At 70.6% G+C, this 18,525-nt stretch carries 19 protein-coding genes; 9 read left to right on the top strand and 10 right to left on the bottom strand.

Annotation, left to right across the window (positions count from 1 at the left end):
• Nucleotides 1-15: 15 nt before the first annotated feature.
• Both N553_RS0103125 and N553_RS20825 read right to left on the bottom strand, forming a co-directional pair.
• Nucleotides 16-1,224, bottom strand: coding sequence for an ABC transporter permease (locus tag N553_RS0103125; RefSeq protein ID WP_028045322.1), 1,209 nt, complete (start codon nt 1,222-1,224; stop codon nt 16-18).
• Nucleotides 1,221-2,159: an ABC transporter ATP-binding protein gene (locus N553_RS20825; protein ID WP_034620543.1), complete on the bottom strand. Its 939-nt coding sequence runs from the start codon at nt 2,157-2,159 to the stop codon at nt 1,221-1,223. Before N553_RS20825 ends, N553_RS0103125 begins: the two co-directional genes overlap by 4 nt.
• A 195-nt stretch (nt 2,160-2,354) precedes the next feature.
• On the opposite strand from N553_RS20825, the gene N553_RS0103115 reads away from it, so the two are divergent.
• Complete coding sequence (locus N553_RS0103115) at nt 2,355-3,374, top strand: LacI family DNA-binding transcriptional regulator (protein WP_034620541.1); 1,020 nt, start codon at nt 2,355-2,357, stop codon at nt 3,372-3,374.
• 20 nt (nt 3,375-3,394) lie between these two features.
• Here N553_RS0103115 and N553_RS0103110 read toward each other — a convergent pair whose 3' ends face one another.
• Nucleotides 3,395-5,107: a gamma-glutamyltransferase family protein gene (locus N553_RS0103110; protein ID WP_231505207.1), complete on the bottom strand. Its 1,713-nt coding sequence runs from the start codon at nt 5,105-5,107 to the stop codon at nt 3,395-3,397.
• Nucleotides 5,108-5,308: 201 nt separating this feature from the next.
• Here N553_RS0103110 and N553_RS0103105 point away from each other — a divergent pair, with 201 nt between their 5' ends.
• The gene (locus N553_RS0103105) at nt 5,309-6,907 is read left to right on the top strand and encodes a beta-1,3-glucanase family protein (RefSeq protein WP_028045319.1); all 1,599 of its coding nucleotides are present in this window, start codon (nt 5,309-5,311) and stop codon (nt 6,905-6,907) included.
• Nucleotides 6,908-6,933: 26 nt separating this feature from the next.
• Here N553_RS0103105 and N553_RS0103100 read toward each other — a convergent pair whose 3' ends face one another.
• Nucleotides 6,934-7,398, bottom strand: coding sequence for a tRNA (cytidine(34)-2'-O)-methyltransferase (locus N553_RS0103100; RefSeq protein ID WP_028045318.1), 465 nt, complete (start codon nt 7,396-7,398; stop codon nt 6,934-6,936).
• A 65-nt stretch (nt 7,399-7,463) separates the two neighbouring features.
• On the opposite strand from N553_RS0103100, the gene N553_RS0103095 reads away from it, so the two are divergent.
• Together N553_RS0103095 and N553_RS0103090 are read left to right on the top strand one after the other, a co-directional pair.
• Nucleotides 7,464-8,489, top strand: coding sequence for an aldo/keto reductase (locus N553_RS0103095; protein ID WP_028045317.1), 1,026 nt, complete (start codon nt 7,464-7,466; stop codon nt 8,487-8,489).
• Between the two features lie 9 nt (nt 8,490-8,498).
• The gene (locus N553_RS0103090) at nt 8,499-8,981 is read left to right on the top strand and encodes a nucleoside deaminase (protein WP_028045316.1); all 483 of its coding nucleotides are present in this window, start codon (nt 8,499-8,501) and stop codon (nt 8,979-8,981) included.
• Here N553_RS0103090 and N553_RS0103085 read toward each other — a convergent pair.
• The gene (locus tag N553_RS0103085) at nt 8,978-9,460 is read right to left on the bottom strand and encodes a hypothetical protein (protein ID WP_028045315.1); all 483 of its coding nucleotides are present in this window, start codon (nt 9,458-9,460) and stop codon (nt 8,978-8,980) included. The genes N553_RS0103090 and N553_RS0103085 overlap by 4 nt on opposite strands.
• A 70-nt stretch (nt 9,461-9,530) precedes the next feature.
• Between N553_RS0103085 and N553_RS24935 the strand changes: the two genes are divergently transcribed.
• Nucleotides 9,531-9,686, top strand: coding sequence for a hypothetical protein (locus tag N553_RS24935; protein WP_156043675.1), 156 nt, complete (start codon nt 9,531-9,533; stop codon nt 9,684-9,686).
• 3 nt (nt 9,687-9,689) lie between these two features.
• Here N553_RS24935 and recQ read toward each other — a convergent pair whose 3' ends face one another.
• A complete protein-coding gene (recQ, locus tag N553_RS20820) occupies nt 9,690-11,714 on the bottom strand; it encodes a DNA helicase RecQ (protein ID WP_369796662.1) in 2,025 nt (674 codons plus the stop codon).
• 144 nt (nt 11,715-11,858) lie between these two features.
• Between recQ and N553_RS0103070 the strand changes: the two genes are divergently transcribed.
• From N553_RS0103070 to N553_RS0103055, 4 genes are read left to right on the top strand one after another with little or no spacing between them, the layout of a single operon-like run.
• Nucleotides 11,859-12,629 (top strand): SDR family oxidoreductase, encoded by a 771-nt coding sequence (locus N553_RS0103070; RefSeq protein ID WP_028045314.1) that lies wholly within the window; start codon nt 11,859-11,861, stop codon nt 12,627-12,629.
• Between the two features lie 53 nt (nt 12,630-12,682).
• On the top strand, nt 12,683-13,246 hold the full coding sequence (gene pyrE, locus N553_RS0103065; protein ID WP_034620539.1) for an orotate phosphoribosyltransferase: 564 nt from the start codon (nt 12,683-12,685) through the stop codon (nt 13,244-13,246).
• A gap of 5 nt (nt 13,247-13,251) precedes the next feature.
• Nucleotides 13,252-13,938 (top strand): DUF3137 domain-containing protein, encoded by a 687-nt coding sequence (locus tag N553_RS20815; protein ID WP_051639785.1) that lies wholly within the window; start codon nt 13,252-13,254, stop codon nt 13,936-13,938.
• Nucleotides 13,939-13,982: 44 nt separating this feature from the next.
• Nucleotides 13,983-14,552, top strand: coding sequence for a LemA family protein (locus N553_RS0103055; RefSeq protein ID WP_028045312.1), 570 nt, complete (start codon nt 13,983-13,985; stop codon nt 14,550-14,552).
• A 30-nt stretch (nt 14,553-14,582) separates the two neighbouring features.
• Here N553_RS0103055 and N553_RS0103050 read toward each other — a convergent pair whose 3' ends face one another.
• From N553_RS0103050 to N553_RS0103035, 4 genes are read right to left on the bottom strand one after another with little or no spacing between them, the layout of a single operon-like run.
• The gene (locus tag N553_RS0103050; RefSeq protein WP_028045311.1) at nt 14,583-15,365 is read right to left on the bottom strand and encodes an ABC transporter ATP-binding protein; all 783 of its coding nucleotides are present in this window, start codon (nt 15,363-15,365) and stop codon (nt 14,583-14,585) included.
• Nucleotides 15,362-16,396, bottom strand: coding sequence for an iron chelate uptake ABC transporter family permease subunit (locus N553_RS0103045; RefSeq protein ID WP_028045310.1), 1,035 nt, complete (start codon nt 16,394-16,396; stop codon nt 15,362-15,364). The genes N553_RS0103050 and N553_RS0103045 overlap by 4 nt, the downstream gene beginning before the upstream one ends.
• Nucleotides 16,393-17,430, bottom strand: a complete 1,038-nt coding sequence (locus N553_RS0103040) for an iron ABC transporter permease (RefSeq protein WP_028045309.1) — start codon at nt 17,428-17,430, stop codon at nt 16,393-16,395. Before N553_RS0103040 ends, N553_RS0103045 begins: the two co-directional genes overlap by 4 nt.
• A gap of 4 nt (nt 17,431-17,434) precedes the next feature.
• Nucleotides 17,435-18,472 (bottom strand): ABC transporter substrate-binding protein, encoded by a 1,038-nt coding sequence (locus tag N553_RS0103035; RefSeq protein ID WP_028045308.1) that lies wholly within the window; start codon nt 18,470-18,472, stop codon nt 17,435-17,437.
• Nucleotides 18,473-18,525 lie beyond the last annotated feature (53 nt).

The raw sequence follows: 18,525 nt of genomic DNA, 5'->3' as shown, positions 1-18,525 counted from the left end.
GAGGGTGAGCGCCACTCAGCGCCCCGCGAGAGCGTCCTTCAGCTTGATGCGGCCGCCGCTGTGCAGGACCGCGTTCGAGTAGACGCGTCCGGCGAACCAGACGAGCACCGGAATGACTGCGAGCGAGAGCCCCAGGGAGACCGCGACCTCCCATGGCGCGACCTCGCCCAGGGCGATCCGGATCGGCATGATCAGGGGCGCGCAGAACGGGATGAAGGACAGCGCGACGACGAGGGGGTTGGTCGGGTCCCACGGGGCGATGCTGACCCCGATGATGTACGGGATCATCATCACGGTGATGACGGGTGCGGTCACCGACCCGACGTCCTCCTGCCGGGAGACGAGCGCCGCGAGGGCCCCGAGCGCGAGCGCGTACGTGGTGAACCCGACGACGAACCAGACCACCACCCAGAGCGCGGTGGTGCCGACGTCGAGGCTCGACGCGTCGACAAGACCGAGCGCGGCCGCGGTCCCAGCGCCGGCGGTCACGACGAGCACGATCTGCGCGAGGCCGATGAAGCCGATGCCGAGCACCTTCCCGGCCATGAGCTGCCACGGACGGACGGTCGCCAGGAGCAGCTCGACCACGCGGCTCGACTTCTCCTCGACGACGCCCTGCGCGACGAGCTGGCCGGTGGAGATGAGCGTGACGAACAGCAGGATTCCCGCGATGAAGCCGGCGGCGACCTGCGCGGCGTCGCGCTCGGGCGGAGGTTCCAGTGCCGTGACGGTCGGGGTGGCGGCCGCGATCTCCGCGCTCACCGAGGCGGGGTTGCCCCCGAGGTCGGTGATCGCCGACGACAGCGCGACCTGCTGAGCCACCGAGGTGAAGACCGGAGTCAGCGACTCGGGCAGCGACTCGTGGACCACGACGGTGAACGGGTCGGTGGACGTCACGAGTGCGTCGATCTTGCCGTCGCGAAGCAGCTGTTCGCCCGCCGCCTCGTCGGACACGTCCTGCGTGGTCACGGTGACGCCCGACACCTGGGCGGTACCGACGAGGATCTCGGACACGTCGGAGGCGGCGGACGTCAGCCCGACGCTCTGGCCCTCGTCGTCGTCCGGGGCGGCGAGGTGCAGGATGACGCCCCCCAGGACCACCCCGGCGACCAGGGCGATCGTCGTCCAGATGAAGGCCTTCGAGCGGACCCGCGTCGTGATCTCGCGGCCGGCGATCATGCGGACCGCCTCCGAGGAGGTCACCGGGTGGAACGTGACGCTCATGCGCTGACCTCCTGCGCGTCGAGGACCGCCTCCGACGGTGTTCTCACCACGTGCCGGTAGAGCTCCGTCAGCGACGGACGCTGCCGCGTGAACTCGTGGACCGGTCCAGCCGCCAGGGCCGCACCCAGCAGCTCCTGGTCGACCGTGGTCAGTGAGGCGTCCTGCACCTCTACGACCGTCCGTGAGCCCTCGGTCGAGATCAGGGACGCGGTGGGGACCGACGGCAGCCAGCTCGCGTACGGGGGCCCGTCGACCACCCAGCGCCGAGTGTCCGTCCGGCGCAGCGTCTCGATGTCGCCGAACGCGACGATCGACCCGCTGTTGATGATGCCGACACGGTCGCACAGAGACTCGACGAGCTCGAGCTGGTGCGACGAGAACAGCACGGGCACGCCGGCCGCGGCCTGGTCGCGCAGCACCGCGCTCATGACGTCGACCGCGACCGGGTCGAGGCCTGAGAAGGGTTCGTCGAGCACCAGGATCTCTGGCGAGTGGACGAGGGCCGCGGCCAGCTGGACGCGCTGCTGGTTGCCGAGCGACAGCTTGAGCACCTCGTCCCCACGGCGCTCGGCGATTCCCAGCACCTCGGTCCAGTGCTCCATGGACGTGGTCGCCTGAGCGGTGTCCAGCCCGTGCAGGCGCGCCAGGTATGTCAGCTGCTCGCCCACGCGCATCCGCGGGTACAGACCGCGCTCTTCAGGCATGTACCCGATGCGTCGGCGGACGTCGAGGTCGATCAGGCGGCCGTCCCATCGCACCTCGCCCGAGTCGGCCGCGACCACCCCGAGCGTGATGCGCATCGCCGTCGACTTTCCCGCTCCGTTGGAGCCGACGAAGCCCACGATCTCGCCGGCGCGGACCTCGAGCGAGAGGTCTCTCAGCGCGCGGACAGCGCCGTAGCTCTTGTTCAGTGCTGTCATCGTCAGCGCACTCATGGAATCCATGGAATCAGACGGATCCGACACGGCTCAACCGGACGGCGGACGACGCGTGGGCGGGCGCCCGCAGTGGCCCGCACGGTGGGTGCGGCGCTGTCCAGGATGAACTTTTGTGGCACAACAGCGTACTGACCGGTACGAACCTCGCAGGGGGCATCGAACGGGGATGTCGCTGACCCGTACTCTCCCCACATGACAGTGACGCTCAGTGACGTGGCCCGCGAGGCCGGAGTCTCGCTCGCGACCGCGTCGCGGGCCATCAACGGCTCCGCGAGCCGGACCGTGGGTGCCGAGCTGCGAGACCGTGTCCTCGCCGCCGCGGTGCGGTTGCGCTACACCCCGGACGCCAACGCCCAGGCGATGGCGCGCGGCCGGACGACGTCGCTCGGCCTGCTCGTGCACAACATCGCTGACCCCTACTTCTCCGCCATCGCGGCGGGTGTGGCGCAGTCCGCCGACGCTGCAGGACTTCAGCTGACGCTCGCCAGCAGCGAGAACGACCCCGCCCGCGAGATCGAGATGGTGCACCTCCTGCGCCGTCAGAGGGCACGGGCGATCGTCCTGGCGGGCGGCCGGAGCGACGACGTCGCGGTCAACGACCATCTGCGGCTCGCGCTCGCGGACTTCCGGTCCAGCGGTGGATCGGCAGCACTCATCGGCCAGCCGATCCTCGGTGTGAACACCGTCGTCATCAACAACGCGCAGGGCGCCAGCAGTCTCGCGCGGGCGATGCATGACCTGGGCTACCGGCGGTTCGCGGTGCTCGGTGGTCCGGAGGACTACCTGTCCGCCCGCGAGCGTCGGGACGCGTTCATCTTCACCCTGCGCGAGCTCGGCACGACCATCGCCGACGCCGACATCGTGAGCACCTCGATGGACCATGCGGGTGGCCAGGAGGCCATGCGGATCCTGCTGGCCGCGGGAACGCTGCCCGAGATGATCTTCGCGGTCGCCGACACCATGGCTCTCGGCGCGCTGGGCGTCATGCGGGAGGCCGGCGTCCGGGTGCCGCAGGACGTGGCCCTTGCCGGGTTCAACGACATCTCGACGCTGCGCGACGTGACGCCGGCCCTCACGACCGTGCGTCTCCCGCTCCACGAGCTGGGTCACATGGCTACCGAGCTCGCCCTGTCCGGCTCTGGCGACGAGCCCGAGATCCGCACGGTCCACACCGAGCTCGTGATCCGGGACTCCACGCCGCGCCTGCGCTGAGCGTCGGCACGGGGCCGATCTCACCGGCCGACGGCGTACCCCTGCATCCCTCGCGGGTTGGCCGCTGCGACGAGCAGTCCGTCGGCTCGGGTGCCGGCGGCGCTGAGCCGGCCAGCCGCCCACGGCCCTGCGTCGTGGACGGCGTGACCTCGCCCGGCCAGGCCGGTCAGGACGTGTGCTCCGAGGCGTGACTCCACGACGACTCCACGGGGCGAGTGCGTCCGCGGGTAGAACGAGCTCGGCACGTGCGTGGAGTGCCACGTGGGTGCGTCGATCGCGGCCTGCAGGTCGTACCCGCCCAGCAGGTGGCGCAGGAGGAACGGGACGGTCCACTGGTCCTGCTGGTCACCGCCCGGGGTGCCGAACGCGAGACCTGAGCCGTCGTCGTCCAGGACCATGCCTGGGCTGAGGGTGGTGCGCGGGCGGCGGCCTGGGGCCAGGCTCGCGGGCAGTCCTGGTTCGAGCCAGAACATCTGGGCGCGGGTGGGCAGCGAGAAGCCGAGGCCGGGCACCGCGGGGCTCGACTGGAGCCAGCCTCCGGACGGGGTCGCGGAGATGCGGTTGCCCCAGCGGTCCACGACGTCGAGATGGCAGGTGTCACCGGATGCCGGGCGGACGGTCGTGACGGGTTCACCGACGCCGAAAGCCGAGGTCACGACGTGCGAGGAGTCCCACAGGCTCGCGGCCAGTCGCGGCGTGCGGCCGTCGGGAGAGCCGGGCAGCAGACCTTCGGCGGCGGTGGCTCCGACCAGGCCGGCCCGGCCGGCGGCGTAGGAGCTCGACAGCAGCGTCGCCAGGGGGACGTCGGGCACGTCGCCGTACCAGGCCTCGCGGTCCGCGAACGCGAGCTTGGCCACCTCGACGACCGTGTGCACGAGGTCGACGGGGTCGGCGTCGGCGGTCACACCGAGCGCGTCGAGCATCGCGAGCTGCTGCAGGAGCACCGGCCCCTGGCCCCAGGCGGCTGTCTTGTGGATCGTGCGGTCCGCGAAGCGCACCGACACCGTCGGCTCCTCCGTCGCCCTCCAGCCGGCGAGGTCCGAGCCCCGCAGAAATCCGGCGTGGAGGCGACCCGACGAGTCGAGCACCGGTGTGCCCGAGACGAAGGAGTCGACGGCCTCGGCGACGAATCCCTCGTAGAACGCCCGCCTGGCGGCTTCGATCTGCTGCTCCCGCGTGCCCTTCTGATCGGCCAGGCGGGACAGCGTCTCGGCGAGCTGAGGGTTGGTGAAGCGCGAGCCGGGCGAGGGGGCGGGGAGATAGATCTCGGCCGACGAGGTCCAGTGGTCGGCGAACAGGTCCGCGACGGCGCTGATGGTGTGGGCCGCGTCCGGGACGATCGGGTAGCCGTCGCGGGCGTAGCCGATGGCAGGTGCCAGCACGTCGGCCAGCGGGAGCGTGCCGTACCGCGCGAGCAGGTCGAGCCAGGCGCCGAACGCGCCGGGGACCACGGCGGCGAGGTGACCTGTGCCGGGCACGAGGTCCAGGCCCAGATCGTGAAAGCTGTCGATCGTCGCCAGGGCGGGGGCCGTGCCCTGCCCGCAGATCACGAACGTGTGACCGTCGGACGCGCGGTGGCCGAGGAGGGGTGCGTCACCGCCGAGACCGTTCATGTGGGGCTCGACGACGGTCAACGTGAAGCCGGCCGCGACGGCGGCGTCGAACGCGTTCCCCCCGGACTCGAGCATGCGCATCCCGACGCCCGACGCCAACCAGTGCGTCGAGGCGACCATGCCGAACGTTCCCGTCAGGACGGGCCGTGTGGTGAACACACCCCGATCCTGCCGCACAGTCGGGAAGCGGCACGCGGTGCGCGGGGGATGGGGTACCTTCACGATTCGGTCAAAGAATGACAAGTCCACAAAAGTGGACATCTGCCTGGTGTGGGAACGCTCATGCCGACGAGGCACTCGCAGACTTCAGAGGAGTGGTCGATGCGGACCAGAAGACGGTTGGTCGGAGCGCTCAGCGCCCTCGCTGTGGCGGTGACCACGGCGATCGTCGTATCGGGCGGACCCGCGAGCGCTGCCGGACCGGACAAGCTGCCGCTGACCATCACGAACTCGAGCGGACGGGGTGAGGCCGTCTACGTGTACGTGATCGGGGTCAACCTGAACACGGGGCGCCTCGGCTACGCGAACGCGGCAGGCAGCTTCACCAGCTGGACGGGTGGCGCCAACCCGCCCGTCGCCGCACCCGACATCGCGATCTCCGGCCCCGGCAACGGATCCACGACGACCGTGCAGGTCCCGCGCGGCATGTCGGGCCGCGTGTACTTCTCCCTCGGCGAGAAGCTGAAGTTCTTCCTGACTCCCGACGGGCTGGTCCAGCCGGCTCCGTGGGCGCCGGGCGACGCCAACTACGGCGTCCTGTTCGACTGGAGCGAGTTCACCTACAACGACGCGGGGCTCTGGCTGAACAGCTCGCAGGTGGACATGTTCGCTGTCCCGCACACGGTCACGGTGACGGCGGGCGACGGCACGGTGAGGCGCTCCGGTGCTCTCGTGCCTGACGGTCGCACCAAGACCATCAACGGCATCGCGGCCCAGTCCGGCTGGGGCGGCAGCGTGATCAAGCGCGCTGACGGCACGGTGCTGCGCGTGCTGGCTCCCGGCAAGGCTGCGGGCGCGGGCCTGATGAACGCCGCCTACCTCGACCCGTACATCACCTCGGCGTGGAACGCGTACGCCAGCAAGACGCTGACCGTCATCCCGTTCGGCGACCAGCCGAACGTGAAGTACTACGGCCGGACGGCCGGGAACACGATGACTTTCACCAACGCGTCCGGTCAGCAGGTCGCGTCGTTCTCCAAGCCGTCGTCGGCCAACGTGTGGGGCTGTGACGGCAGCCTCGGCGCTCCGAACGACACCGTCGTCGGCCCCATCGCTCGCACCCTGTGCGCGGCGCTCAACCGCGGCACGCTCGGCACGGTCGACACGCAGCCGAGCACCAACGCAGGCGACTTCTACCGGTCGAACCCGACCAACCAGTACGCCAAGATCGTGCACCAGAACATGGCAGACGGTAAGGCGTACGCCTTCGCGTTCGACGACGTGGGCAACTTCGAGTCGCTGGTCAACGACGGCTCGCCGCGCGCAGCCGGGCTGATCATCCAGCCCTTCACCGGTGGCGGCACGCCCCCGAGCTCGGGCGGCTCCCGGGTGATCAGCAACCTGAACGGCAGGTGCCTCGACGTGCCCGGCGCGAACTTCACCGACGGCGTGCGCGTCCAGATGTGGGGCTGCAACGGGACAGGCGCCCAGAGCTGGGAGTTCACGGGCGGCACGCTGCGCACGCAGAACAACACATGCCTGGACGTCAGCGGAGGCAAGACCGCCAACAACTCGGTGATCCAGGTGTGGACCTGCAACGGGACCGCGGCACAGCAGTTCGTGCTCAGCGCTGCCGGCGACCTGGTGAACCCGCAGGCGAACCGGTGCGTCGACATCGCCGGCTGGAACGCGGCCGAGGGCGCCCAGCTCATCCTGTGGGACTGCCACGGCGGCGCCAACCAGAAGTGGCACAAGGGCTGACCCGCTCCCGGGCGGGGGCTGACCCTTCAGGCCCCGCCCGGGAACCCGAGCTGACGCCACGCCTCGTAGATCCCGACCGAGGCAGCGTTGGACAGGTTCATCGAACGACGGCCCGCAAGCATCGGGATGCGCAGCTGGTCGGTGATCCGCGCGTCGGCGAGCACCTCGTCCGGGAGCCCGGTCGGCTCGGGGCCGAAGAGCAGGACGTCGTCGGGCGTGTAGTGCACGTCCGTGTGGAACCGGGTGGCCTGTGTGGTGAAGGCGTAGACGTCGTTCGTCGGCAACGCCTGCCAGAGCGCCCCGAGATCGGCGTGCACGACGACGTGAGCCAGGTCGTGGTAGTCCAGACCGGCCCGGCGCAGCTTGGCCTCCGACAGGTCGAACCCGAGCGGCTCGACGAGGTGGAGCGTCGCACCGGTCCCGGCAGCCAGTCGGATCGCGGCACCGGTGTTCCCCGGGATCCGCGGCTCGAAGAAGGCGATGTGCAGCACGGGCAGATCTTGCCACCAGGCCCGGCGCGTTAGCGTGTCCCGTTCGCGCTTCTCGAGAGGACCCCATGTACCAGGCTGCCGACGACCGCTACGACGCGATGACCTACCGCCGCACCGGCCGCAGCGGGCTGACGCTGCCCGGTCTGTCGCTCGGGCTGTGGCACAACTTCGGTGACACCACCCCGCTCGAGACTCAGCGCGCGGTGGTCCGACGGGCGTTCGACCTCGGGATCACCCACTTCGACCTGGCCAACAACTACGGCCCGCCGTACGGGTCTGCCGAGGAGAACTTCGGCCGGCTCCTCGCGCAGGACCTGCGCCCGTACCGCGACGAGCTGGTCATCTCCTCCAAGGCGGGCTACGACATGTGGCCGGGCCCCTACGGCGACGGCGGCAGCCGCAAGTACCTGCTCTCGTCGCTCGACCAGTCGCTCGCGCGGCTGGGCCTGGACTACGTCGACATCTTCTACTCGCACCGTCCGGACCCGTCCGTGCCGCTCGAGGAGACCATGGGCGCGCTGCACACCGCGGTGAGCAGTGGTCGTGCCCTGTACGCGGGCATCTCGAACTACTCGCCGTCGCAGACGCGCGCGGCTTTCGAGATCCTGCGTGCGCTCGGTACGCCGCTGCTCATCCACCAGCCGTCGTACTCGATGTTCAACCGGCACGTCGAACAGGTTGCGGACGGCCAGAGCGAGACGCTCCTGGACGTCGTCGGCGACCTCGGGATCGGCACCATCGTGTTCTCGCCGCTCTCCCAGGGCATGCTCACGGATCGTTACCTCTCGGGCTCCGTCCCGGCCGACTCCCGGGCCGCGGTCGGGCACTTCCTCAAGCCGACGCAGCTCTCCGAGACGTACCTGTCCCGCGCTCGTGCGCTCAACGAGATCGCCGTCGGCCGCGGCCAGACCCTCGCGCAGCTCGCGCTGTCCTGGGTGCTCCGCGACGACCGGATCACCTCCGCGCTGGTCGGCGCGAGCTCGCCGAAGCAGCTGGAGGACAACGTCGCCGCCCTGTCCGCGCCGCCGCTGACTGCCGACGAGATCGACGCGATCGAGCCGTTGGCGGTCGACGGCACCGGCAAGCGGTAGGACTGCCCCATGCCCCTCGACGACCTCGACCGCACCCACCTCGCCCGCGCCGTCGTCCTCGCGCGGGAGGCCCTGCTCGACGGCGACGAGCCGTTCGGCAGCGTCCTCGTGGATGCGACCGGTGCGGTGCGGTTCGAGGACCGCAACCGCACCAAGGACGGCGACCAGACCCGGCACCCGGAGTTCGAGATCGCCCGCTGGGCCGCGAACAACCTGACGCCCGACGAGCGAGCGACGGCGACCGTCTACACCTCCGGCGAGCACTGCCCGATGTGCTCGGCGGCGCACGCATGGGTAGGTCTGGGCCGGATCGCGTACGCGGCGTCGTCGGCACAGATCACCGGGTGGCGGGCGTCCTGGGGTGGCTCGCCGAGCCCCGTCGCGCCGCTGCCGATCCAGGACATCGCGCCGGGCATCGTCGTCGACGGACCGGAACCGTCTCTCGAGGACGACGTCAAGGAGCTCCAGCGCCGGTCGTTCGAGCGCGGCTAGGCCATCGTCGTCAGCACGGCCAGCAGATAGATCCCGACGACGGTCGTGACGGAGACGATCGAGAACAGCAGCACCGAGTGCCGCTCACCCCACTGCGACGCGCCCGGACTCAGGCGTTCGAGCTCGTCGCTCGTCGTGTTGCCGGTGTGGAAGCGCAGTCGGATCCCGGTGCTCTCCAGGAGGTCGGCGCCCGAGACGGTGCCCGGCACAGGTGCCGGCAGCCGGCCCAGGCAGGAGCCGTCCGGGCGCCGGACCAGCGTGATCTTGTACTTGGTACGGAGCACGACGACCTTGACCACCAGCAGGTCGCCGATCTCAGAGAGCAGCAAGGTGCGGACCCTCGCGCCAAGCAGCAGGACCGAGAAGGCCAACGTGCCCGCGATGGCCCGAACCCGACGTACCGAGATGCGCAGGCCTGCTGGCCCGTACGGCGTGACCTCGGGATCACGCAGATCGCGACGCCGTACGCGAGTGCTCATGACGCCGCATCGGCAGATGCAACAGCGACCTCAAGGGGGCGGGGTTGCGCCCTGGCGTTATGGTCGGATCATGTCGAACCCACTGGTGCCCAGCGCGTCTGACGTCGTTCTCGTGTCGAGCGTGGTCGCGCTCGTGCTCGGTGGCGGCGCAATGCTGCTCCGGTCGCTGTTCCGGCGCCCCGAGCGAGTTCCCGTGCGGGTGCGCTCGGACGACGACGAGCGCTAGTCGCTAGGCGGGCGCCGCCGCCTCCGCGAGCACCGCGAGCACTCCGGGGCCGTGGCGCTCCAGCTTGGCCGCGCCGATACCGCTGATCCCGCCGAGTGCCTCCAAGGACGTCGGCATCTGAGCCACCACCTCACGCAGCGTCGCGTCGTGGAACACCACGTACGCGGGCACGCCCTGCTCCTTGGCGACGCCTGCACGCCATGCCCGCAGAGCCTCGAACACCGTGGCACCCTCGGCGGACAGGTCCGCCGTGGCGGCCGGCTTCCCGCGGGAGCCGCGTGAACGAACGACCTTCTCGGTCTCCCGGCGCAGGCGCACCGCGCGCTCGCCGCGCAGCACGGAACCGCTCTCGGGCGAGAGCCGGATGGTGCCGTAGCCGTCCGAGTCGACGCCCAGCAGCTCCATGGCCAGCAGCTGCCGGACCACTCCGCGCCAGTCGGCTTCCGACACGTCTGCGCCGAGGCCGAACGTGCTCAACGTCTCGTGCCCCAGCGACGTGATCCGCGGCGTCACCTTGCCGCGCAGGATGTCGACCAGGTGCCCGGCGCCGTACCGCTGTCCGCGCTGCTCGAGCCGGACCACGGTGGACAGCAGCTTCTGAGCGGCGATCGTCCCGTCCCACGACTCGGGCGGAGTGAGGCACGTGTCGCAGTTGCCGCACGGCTGCGAGGACTGGCCGAAGTAGTTGAGCAGCTGCACCCGGCGGCACTCGACGGTCTCGCAGAGCGCGAGCATCGCGTCCAGGTGCGCGGTGAGCCGGCGCTTGTGCGCGGCGTCGCCCTCGGAGGTGTCGATCATGCGGCGCTGCTGCACCACGTCTGCCAGCCCGTACGCGAGCCAGGCGGTCGACGGCAGACCGTCACGTCCGGCACGGCCCGTCTCCTGGTAGTAGCCCTCGACCGACTTCGGAAGGTCGAGGTGCGCGACGAACCGCACGTCCGGCTTGTCGATCCCCATGCCGAACGCGATCGTCGCTACCATCACGACGCCGTCCTCGCGGAGGAACCGCGACTGGTTGCGCGCGCGCACCTGCCGGTCGAGGCCCGCGTGGTACGGCAGCGCGGTGATGCCACGGTCGACCAGGAACTGCGCGGTCTGCTCGACCGAGTTCCGTGACAGGCAGTAGACGATGCCGGCGTCGCCCTCGTGCTCGGTGCGCAGCAGGTTGAGCAGCTGGTCGCGGGGCTTGTCCTTGGGCGCGATCCGGTACTGGATGTTCGGCCGGTCGAAGCTCGCCACGAAGTGCCGGGCGTCGCCGAGCTGCAGCCGCTGCGCGATCTCGGCGTGCGTCTGGTCGGTCGCCGTCGCGGTCAGCGCGATCCGTGGCACCTCGGGCCAGCGCTCGTGCAGCATCGAGAGCTGCAGGTAGTCGGGCCGGAAGTCGTGCCCCCACTGGGACACGCAGTGCGCCTCGTCGATCGCGAACAGGGCGACCGTGCCGCGGTCCAGGAGCTCGATCGTCTCGCGGACCCGCAACCGCTCCGGAGCGAGGTAGAGCAGGTCCAGCTCGCCCGCGAGGTAGGCGTCCTCGACCTTGCGCCGCTCGAACGTCTGCTGCGTCGAGTTGAGGAAGCCCGCACGCACACCGAGCGCCGACAACGCGTCCACCTGGTCCTGCATCAAGGCGATCAGCGGTGAGATGACGACGCCGGTGCCCTCCCGGACCAGCGACGGCACCTGGTAGCAGAGCGACTTCCCGCCACCGGTGGGCATCAGGACGAGCGCGTCCCCACCCCGGATGACGGTCTCGACGATGTCCGCCTGCTCGCCGCGGAACGCTCCGTACCCCCACACGTCGTGCAGCACGGTCGACGCTGCGGCGACGGCAGCCTCGGGCGAGAGGACCTGGGCCACCGTGCGCGGGATGTCAGGGCGCGGGGGAGGGGCCGGTCGGTCGCGACGGGGACCCGACGGGCCCGACGCAGAGACCCCTGGCTGCCCGAGGTCCGGCGGCGGGGCGTCGTAGAAGGGGTCGAACGGGGGCTCGTCGTCGAGCGGCCAGTCGCCGCCATCCCACCCGTCCGTCACGCGCACACCCTACGTTCCCGCGCCGACAGGCAAAGCCCCGCTGTCCACAGCGCCGAGGTGCGCCTCGAGCAACGCACCGTGGACGGCGAGGACATCGGTGGGACGCGTCGCGCGTGCGCCCGGGGCGTCCGTAGGGTGTTGCCCATGGGAACCGCTCTGATCACCGGCGCGTCCGCGGGACTCGGCCTCGAGTTCGCCTGGCAGCTGGCGACGGCCAAGCACGACGTGGTCCTGGTGGCCCGCAACGAAGAACGACTCAAGCGCCTCGCCGGTCAGCTGGAGGCCGCAGCGGGGATCCGGGCCGAGGTGCTCGTCGCGGACCTGTCGGTCCGGGCGGACGTGGAGCGGGTCGCCGAGCGGCTGCGGTCCGACGAGAAGCCCATCGGCCTGCTGGTGAACAACGCAGGTCTGGGGCTCAACCAGCGGTTCATCGGCGGAGACCTCGCCCGCGAGGAGGCCGCGCTCGCGGTGATGGTCACGGCGGTGCTCGTCCTGTCGCAGGCAGCCGCTGACGCCATGGTGGCGCGCGGACGTGGCGCGATCCTCAACGTCGCCTCCGTCGCCGCGCTGCTGGCCTCCGGCACGTACTCCGCGCACAAGGCCTGGGTCCGCTCCTTCACGGAAGGTCTCGCGGTCGAGCTGGAGGGCACCGGCGTCACCGCGACCGCCCTGTGCCCGGGCTTCGTGCACACCGAGTTCCACGAGCGCGGTGCCATCGACGTATCGGCCTACCCGGCGATCGCGTGGCTGAACGCCGAGGACGTGGTTGCCAAGGCTCTCTCCGACGTCCGCCGGGGGGCGGTCATCTCGACACCGAGCGTCCGCTACCGCGCTGCGTCGGCGGCGGCCCGGATGAGCCCGCGGTTCGTGATCCGCCGATTCGGCCGGTACCGCAAGGCGATCGAAGGCTCCTGACCCGGTCGCGGACCACCGGACCGCCGCTACGGCGGACCGGTAGCCTGACCGCCGTGACCCAGACGCCTCGCGAGCAGCTGCTCGAACTGATCAAGGACCTCGCCGTCGTGCACGGCAAGGTCACGCTCTCGTCGGGCCGCGAGGCCGACTACTACGTGGACCTGCGTCGGGTGACGCTGCACCACGCGGCCGCGCCGCTCATCGGGCACCTGATGCTGGACCTGCTCGAGGAGGCCGGCCTGGGCACCGCCGAGATCGACGCGGTCGGCGGGCTGACGCTGGGCGCAGACCCGGTCGCGACGAGCCTGCTGCACGCGGCCGCGTCGCGCGGGCAGGACCTCGACGCGTTCGTCGTGCGCAAGGAGGCCAAGGCGCACGGCATGCAGCGCCGCATCGAGGGCCCGGACATCACGGGTCGTCGCGTGGTCGTCCTCGAGGACACGTCGACCACGGGCGGCTCGCCGATCGCGGCCGTCGAGGCTGCGCGCGAGATCGGCGCCGACGTGCGCGGAGTCGCCGTGATCGTCGACAGGGCGACCGGTGCGCAGGCGAAGATCGAGGCCCTCGGGGTGCCGTACCACTACCTGTTCAGCCTGTCCGACCTCGGCCTGGGCTGACCGCGATGGGCGTCGAGGCGCTGTTCGTCCTCTTCGCCATCGGCCTGGTCTGCTTCGTCGCCTTCGGGTGGTGGGCTTCGGTCAAGCGCCGGGAACGCCTGCAGACGTGGGCGAGGGTCAACGGGTGGACCTACACATCCAGCGACCGGTCGCTGGTGGGGTTCTCTCGCCTGCAGCCGTTCGGTCTCGGGCACTCGAAGCGGGCCACCGAGGTGCTGACCGGCACCTACGACCGGCATCCGGCCCTGTCGTTCACCTACTCCTGGACCACCGGCAGCGGCAAGAGCTCCGCCAACCACACCGCGCACATCGTCGGCGTGAGCCTGCCGGCGTACCTCCCGACCGTCGAGCTCACGCCGGACGGGTTGGGCGCGAAGCTCGCCAAGCTGGTCGGCGCACAAGACATCCAGTTCGAGTCCGAGGACTTCAACAGGGCCTTCCGCGTCGCGTCGTCCGACCCCCAGGTGGCGCACGCCATCGTGCACCCCCGGCTCATGGAGCGGATGCTGCGTCCCGACGCGGCGGGCACGACCTGGCGGATCGAGGGCACCTGGATCCTCACGTGGGCGATGGGGTCGACCGACCTCGACCGGCTGGCGTCGCGGCTCGGCGTGCTGACCGCGGTCGCGGACTCGATCCCGCGGCACGTGTGGCTGGATCACGGCTTCGACCCGCTGTCGTCGTCCAGCTGAACGTTACGATCGCCTGACCTACCTCATCCACGAAGGAACCTCACGTGACCGGTGCAGTCATCGCCCTGATCATCATCGTCGTGCTCGTCGTCGTCCTGCTGCTCTGGTTCGTCGGCATGTACAACGGTCTGGTCCGGCTGCGGAACCTGGTGCAGGAGGCCTGGCGCCAGATCGACGTCGAGCTCAACCGCCGGCACGACCTGATCCCGAACCTCGTCGAGTCGGTCAAGGGCTACGCCGCCCACGAGCGCGGGGTCTTCGACGAGGTCGCACGCGCCCGGGCTGCCGCGTCCGCGCCCGGCTCGAGCCCGGCCCAGCAGGCGCAGCAGGAGAACCAGCTGACACAGGCGCTCGGTCGTCTCTTCGCCGTCGCCGAGGCGTACCCCGTCCTGCGGGCCAGCGAGAACTTCCAGCAGCTGCAGGCCGAGCTCACCAACACCGAGGACCGCATCGCCGCGGGGCGCCGGTTCTACAACGCGAACGTGCGGAGCCTCAACACCAAGGTCGAGTCGTTCCCGTCGAACATCGTCGCGGGCATGTTCCACTTCGAGCGGGCCGAGTACTTCGAGGCCGAGGACCCGCAGGTCCGCCAGGCGCCGACCGTCAGCTTCTGATCCGAGGCAGCGCCTGCGGTCTGCCTCGGGCTAGCCGCGGACCAGCGGGATCACGAGTGGGGTGTGCGCCTCGGGGTCGTCGATCACGCGGCACGGGACGCTGAACACGTCCTCGACGATCGCAGGCGTGATGACGTCGGCCGGTGTGCCCGACGCCACGACCCGACCGTCCTTCATCGCGATGATGTGCGACGCGTAGCGGGCCGCCTGGTTGAGGTCGTGCAGGACGGCGACCAGGGTCCGACCCTCTGATCGGTTGATCCGCCGGAACAGCTCGAGCACGTCGATCTGGTGTGCGATGTCGAGGAACGTCGTCGGCTCGTCGAGAAGCAGGGTGCCGGTCTCCTGCGCGAGCGCCATGGCGACCCAGACACGCTGGCGCTGACCACCGGACAGCTCATCGACCGGGCGGCCCGAGAGGTCCAGGATGTCTGTCGCTGTCATTGCCCGAACGACAGCGGCCTCGTCCTCGGGGGACCAACGGTCGAACACGCGCTGGTGCGGGAACCGTCCCCGTGCGACGAGGTCGGCCACACGGATGCCGTCGGGTGCGAGCGACGTCTGCGGCAGGAGCCCGAGCTCGCGCGCCAGCTCCTTCGGGTTGCGCTCGGCGATGTCGCGCCCGTCGAGCAGCACGGAGCCGTCGCGAGGCTTGAGGAGCCGGGCCATGGCGCGCAGTAGCGTCGACTTGCCACACGCGTTCGGGCCGATGACCGCGGTGAACGACCCGGCGGGCACGTGGGCGGACAGGTCGGAGCTGATGACGCGCTTGTCGTACGCGAGCGTCAGGCCATGCGCCTCGAGTGTCGTCATGAGCGTCGGTACTCCCGGATCAGAAGCCAGATGAGGTAGAGGCCGCCGAGCGTGACGGTGACCAGGCCGGTGGCCACGCCGATTCGCTGTGCCAGGAAGTCGGCGGCGGTCAGGAGCACGGCGCCCATGAGTGCCGAGACCGCCAGGGACGGGCCTGGGGTGCGCGCCACGCGGTGGGCGATCTGCGGTGCGACCAGCGCGATGAAGGCGATGGGGCCGGCGGCCGCCGTGACGAGCGCGGCGAACGCGACGCCGAGGAGCACGGCACCCAGCCGGACCCGTTCGGCCCTGATCCCGTGCGCACGGGCGGCGTCGTCGCCGAGCTCCAGCTGGCCCAGAGGCCGGCCGACGAGAGCGAGAAGCGGGAGCAGGACGGCCAGTGCGATCGCGAACGGGACCAGCTGGGACCACCCGAGCGCCGACAGCGAGCCCGCGCCCCAGGCCGAGACGAGCATCGCGACCTCGGTGCTCACGCGTGTCATCAGGTAGGTGTTGAACGAGCTGAGCATCGCCGCGACCGCAATGCCGACGATGATCAGCCGGAACCCCTGCGCGCCTCGTCGGTACGCCAGCAGGTAGACCGCGGCGGCGGTGGCTAGGCCGCCGACGATCGAGCCCAGTGCGATCGCGGAGTACGACGTGCTGCCGACCACGAGCATCACGCACAGCGCACCGGTGTAGGACCCGGCGTCGAGACCGATGACGTCGGGGCTGCCGAGCGGGTTGCGGGTCAAGGACTGGAACACCGCACCGGCCAGCGCCAGCGCGGCCCCGCATCCGATCGCGAACAGCAAGCGGGGCAGCCGCCACTCGACGACGAGCGTGTGCGCGCGCCGGTCGCCCCCGCCGGTCAACGCGCTGAACACCTCGCCCAGGCTCAGGTGGTAGGTACCGACGGCCAGACTGGCCGACCCGAGGGCCAGGAGGAGGGCGAGCAGCACCCCGCACACGACGATTGCGCGGCGGTCGACGCGAGCCGAGCGACCGCCGCGGCGCAGGACGACGACCGGGCGTCCGAGGTCGACGCTCACAGTCCGCTCGCCGTCCGGCGCCGGGCCAGCACGATCAGGACCGGGGCACCGAGGAACGCGGTGACCAGTCCGACCCGGAGCTCGCCGCTGGGCAGGATGATGCGGCCGACGATGTCCGAGACGAGCAGGAGGATCGCTGCGCACACCATCGAGTAGGGGATGATCCAGCGCTGGTCGGGACCGGTGAACCAACGCACCGCGTGGGGGACCATGAGGCCGACGAACGCGATCGGACCCGCGAGCGCGGTCGCCCCACCGGCCAGGAGCGTCACGGCGACGATGGTCATGATGCGAGTAGGTCCGATGCGTGCACCGAGCGAGCGACCCAGCTCGTCGCCGAGCGCGAGCGCGTTCAGCTGCCGGGCCAGGACGAAGGCGAGCACGAGGCCGACGACGATGAACGGCGCGATCGTGCCGAGCAGCCCGAGCGACCGGCCGCCGATGCTGCCCACGCTCCAGGCCAGCGTGCTGGCGAACAGCAGCGGGTCGCTGAGCCGGAGCACCTGCCCGACGCCCCCGGCGACCGCGGCGAGCGCGACGCCGGCGAGCGTGAGCTTCTCGGGGCTCGCCTGGCCGCGGCCGGACGCGCCGATCAGGTAGACGAGCATCGTCGCGACGGCGGCCCCGGCGAACGAGAACCACACGTAGCCGGCTGCCGAGGTCAGGCCGAAGAACGCGATCGCGATCGTGATCGCGAGCCCGGCACCGGCGTTCACGCCGAGGATCCCGGGGTCGGCCAGCGGGTTGCGGGTGTACGCCTGGATGAGCGCCCCGCACACTCCCAGTGCTGCTCCCGCGACCAGGCCGACGGCCGTGCGAGGGATCCGGAGCTCCCAGATGATCGGGTGGTTCTCGGATCCGCGGTTCCCGATCGCGGACAGGACGTCGAAGGCGGGGATCGCCTTGGCGCCGATCATGACGCTCAGTACGCAGACGGCCGTGAGCACGACCACCGCCAGCAGCAGCCCGAGGGTGCGCGCAGCGGCGCCGTGCGAGATGCCGGCGCTGCTGCGTGTGTCGGTGGTCGTGCTCAACGGGCTAGGAGTCGGTGACGTGCAGGTGGGCGGCGATCTCCGGGACGATCGTGTCCAGCGACCACGGGATGCTCAGCACAGACGGCTGCGACGAGGCCCAGGCCATCGACTGGTCCTCCATGAAGTAGTAGGAGCCGTTCTTGATCGGGCCCCAGGCGGCGACGATCGGGTTCTCGACCGTGCGTGCCACGTCGCCGGGCTCGTTCACCCAGCCGAGGTGGAACTGGGACTCCACGCTGCTGAGCTCCTCGAGGCTGACCGACCCGAAGAAGCCCTCGGTGACCTTCCCGAGCGCCACGACCTGCGGCGACGAGACGAATCCGAGCTGCTCCATGAGCTGTACCCGAGGGTCCTGCGGGACGTAGAGGTCCACGGCGGTCGCGCCGTCGGACAGGTACCAGCCGTAGGTGAACGGCACGCCCGCGAACTCGGGGTGTGCGTCGGCCTGGGCGGTGATCTCCGCGTTGGTCGCCTCGATGAGCGCCTCGGCGTCATCGACCTGGCCCAGAGCCTTGCCGATCGTGCGGGTCAGCTCCTGCCAGTCCGAGGTCCACGGGGCTTCGGCGTACGCGACGGTCGGGGCGATGTCCGAGAGACGCTTGTACTCGTTCTCGGTGATGCCCGAGTGGGGTGCGAGGATCAGGTCCGGTTCGAGACTCAGCACCTGGTCGAAGTCGATCTCCTCGGCGTCGGTGGTCCTGACGATCTCGGGCAGCTCGCCGCCGAGCTCCTCGACGCGCTCCTGGAACCACGGCAGGTACTTGTCGACCGAGCCCCACGTGAAGTCGGTGGTCGCGACGGGCGTGGTACCGAGTGCGGCGACGACGTCCTGTGCTGCCCAGCCGATGGTCACGATGCGCTCGGGCTTCGAGTCGATGGTCGCCTCACCCAAGGCGTCGGTGAGCGTGACGGGGAAGGCCCCGTCGTCGGCTGCGCCGGCGGTCTCGTCGGTCGAGGGCGCCGCGTCGGCGCTGCACCCGGCGAGTGCCAGAGTGGCGGCCGCGACGGCGACGGCGAGCAGGCGGACGGGCTGGAACGGCATAGGTAGTCCTAACCTTGGCGGGATACGAGCGAAGGTTAGGACAGGGTTACCTA

Origin of the sequence: Cellulomonas sp. URHE0023, from assembly GCF_000688475.1 — a bacterium.
Taxonomy (GTDB): Bacteria; Actinomycetota; Actinomycetes; order Actinomycetales; family Cellulomonadaceae; genus Cellulomonas.
Note: the sequence above shows the minus strand (reverse complement) of the source record. Positions and strands in the feature narration are given on the sequence as shown.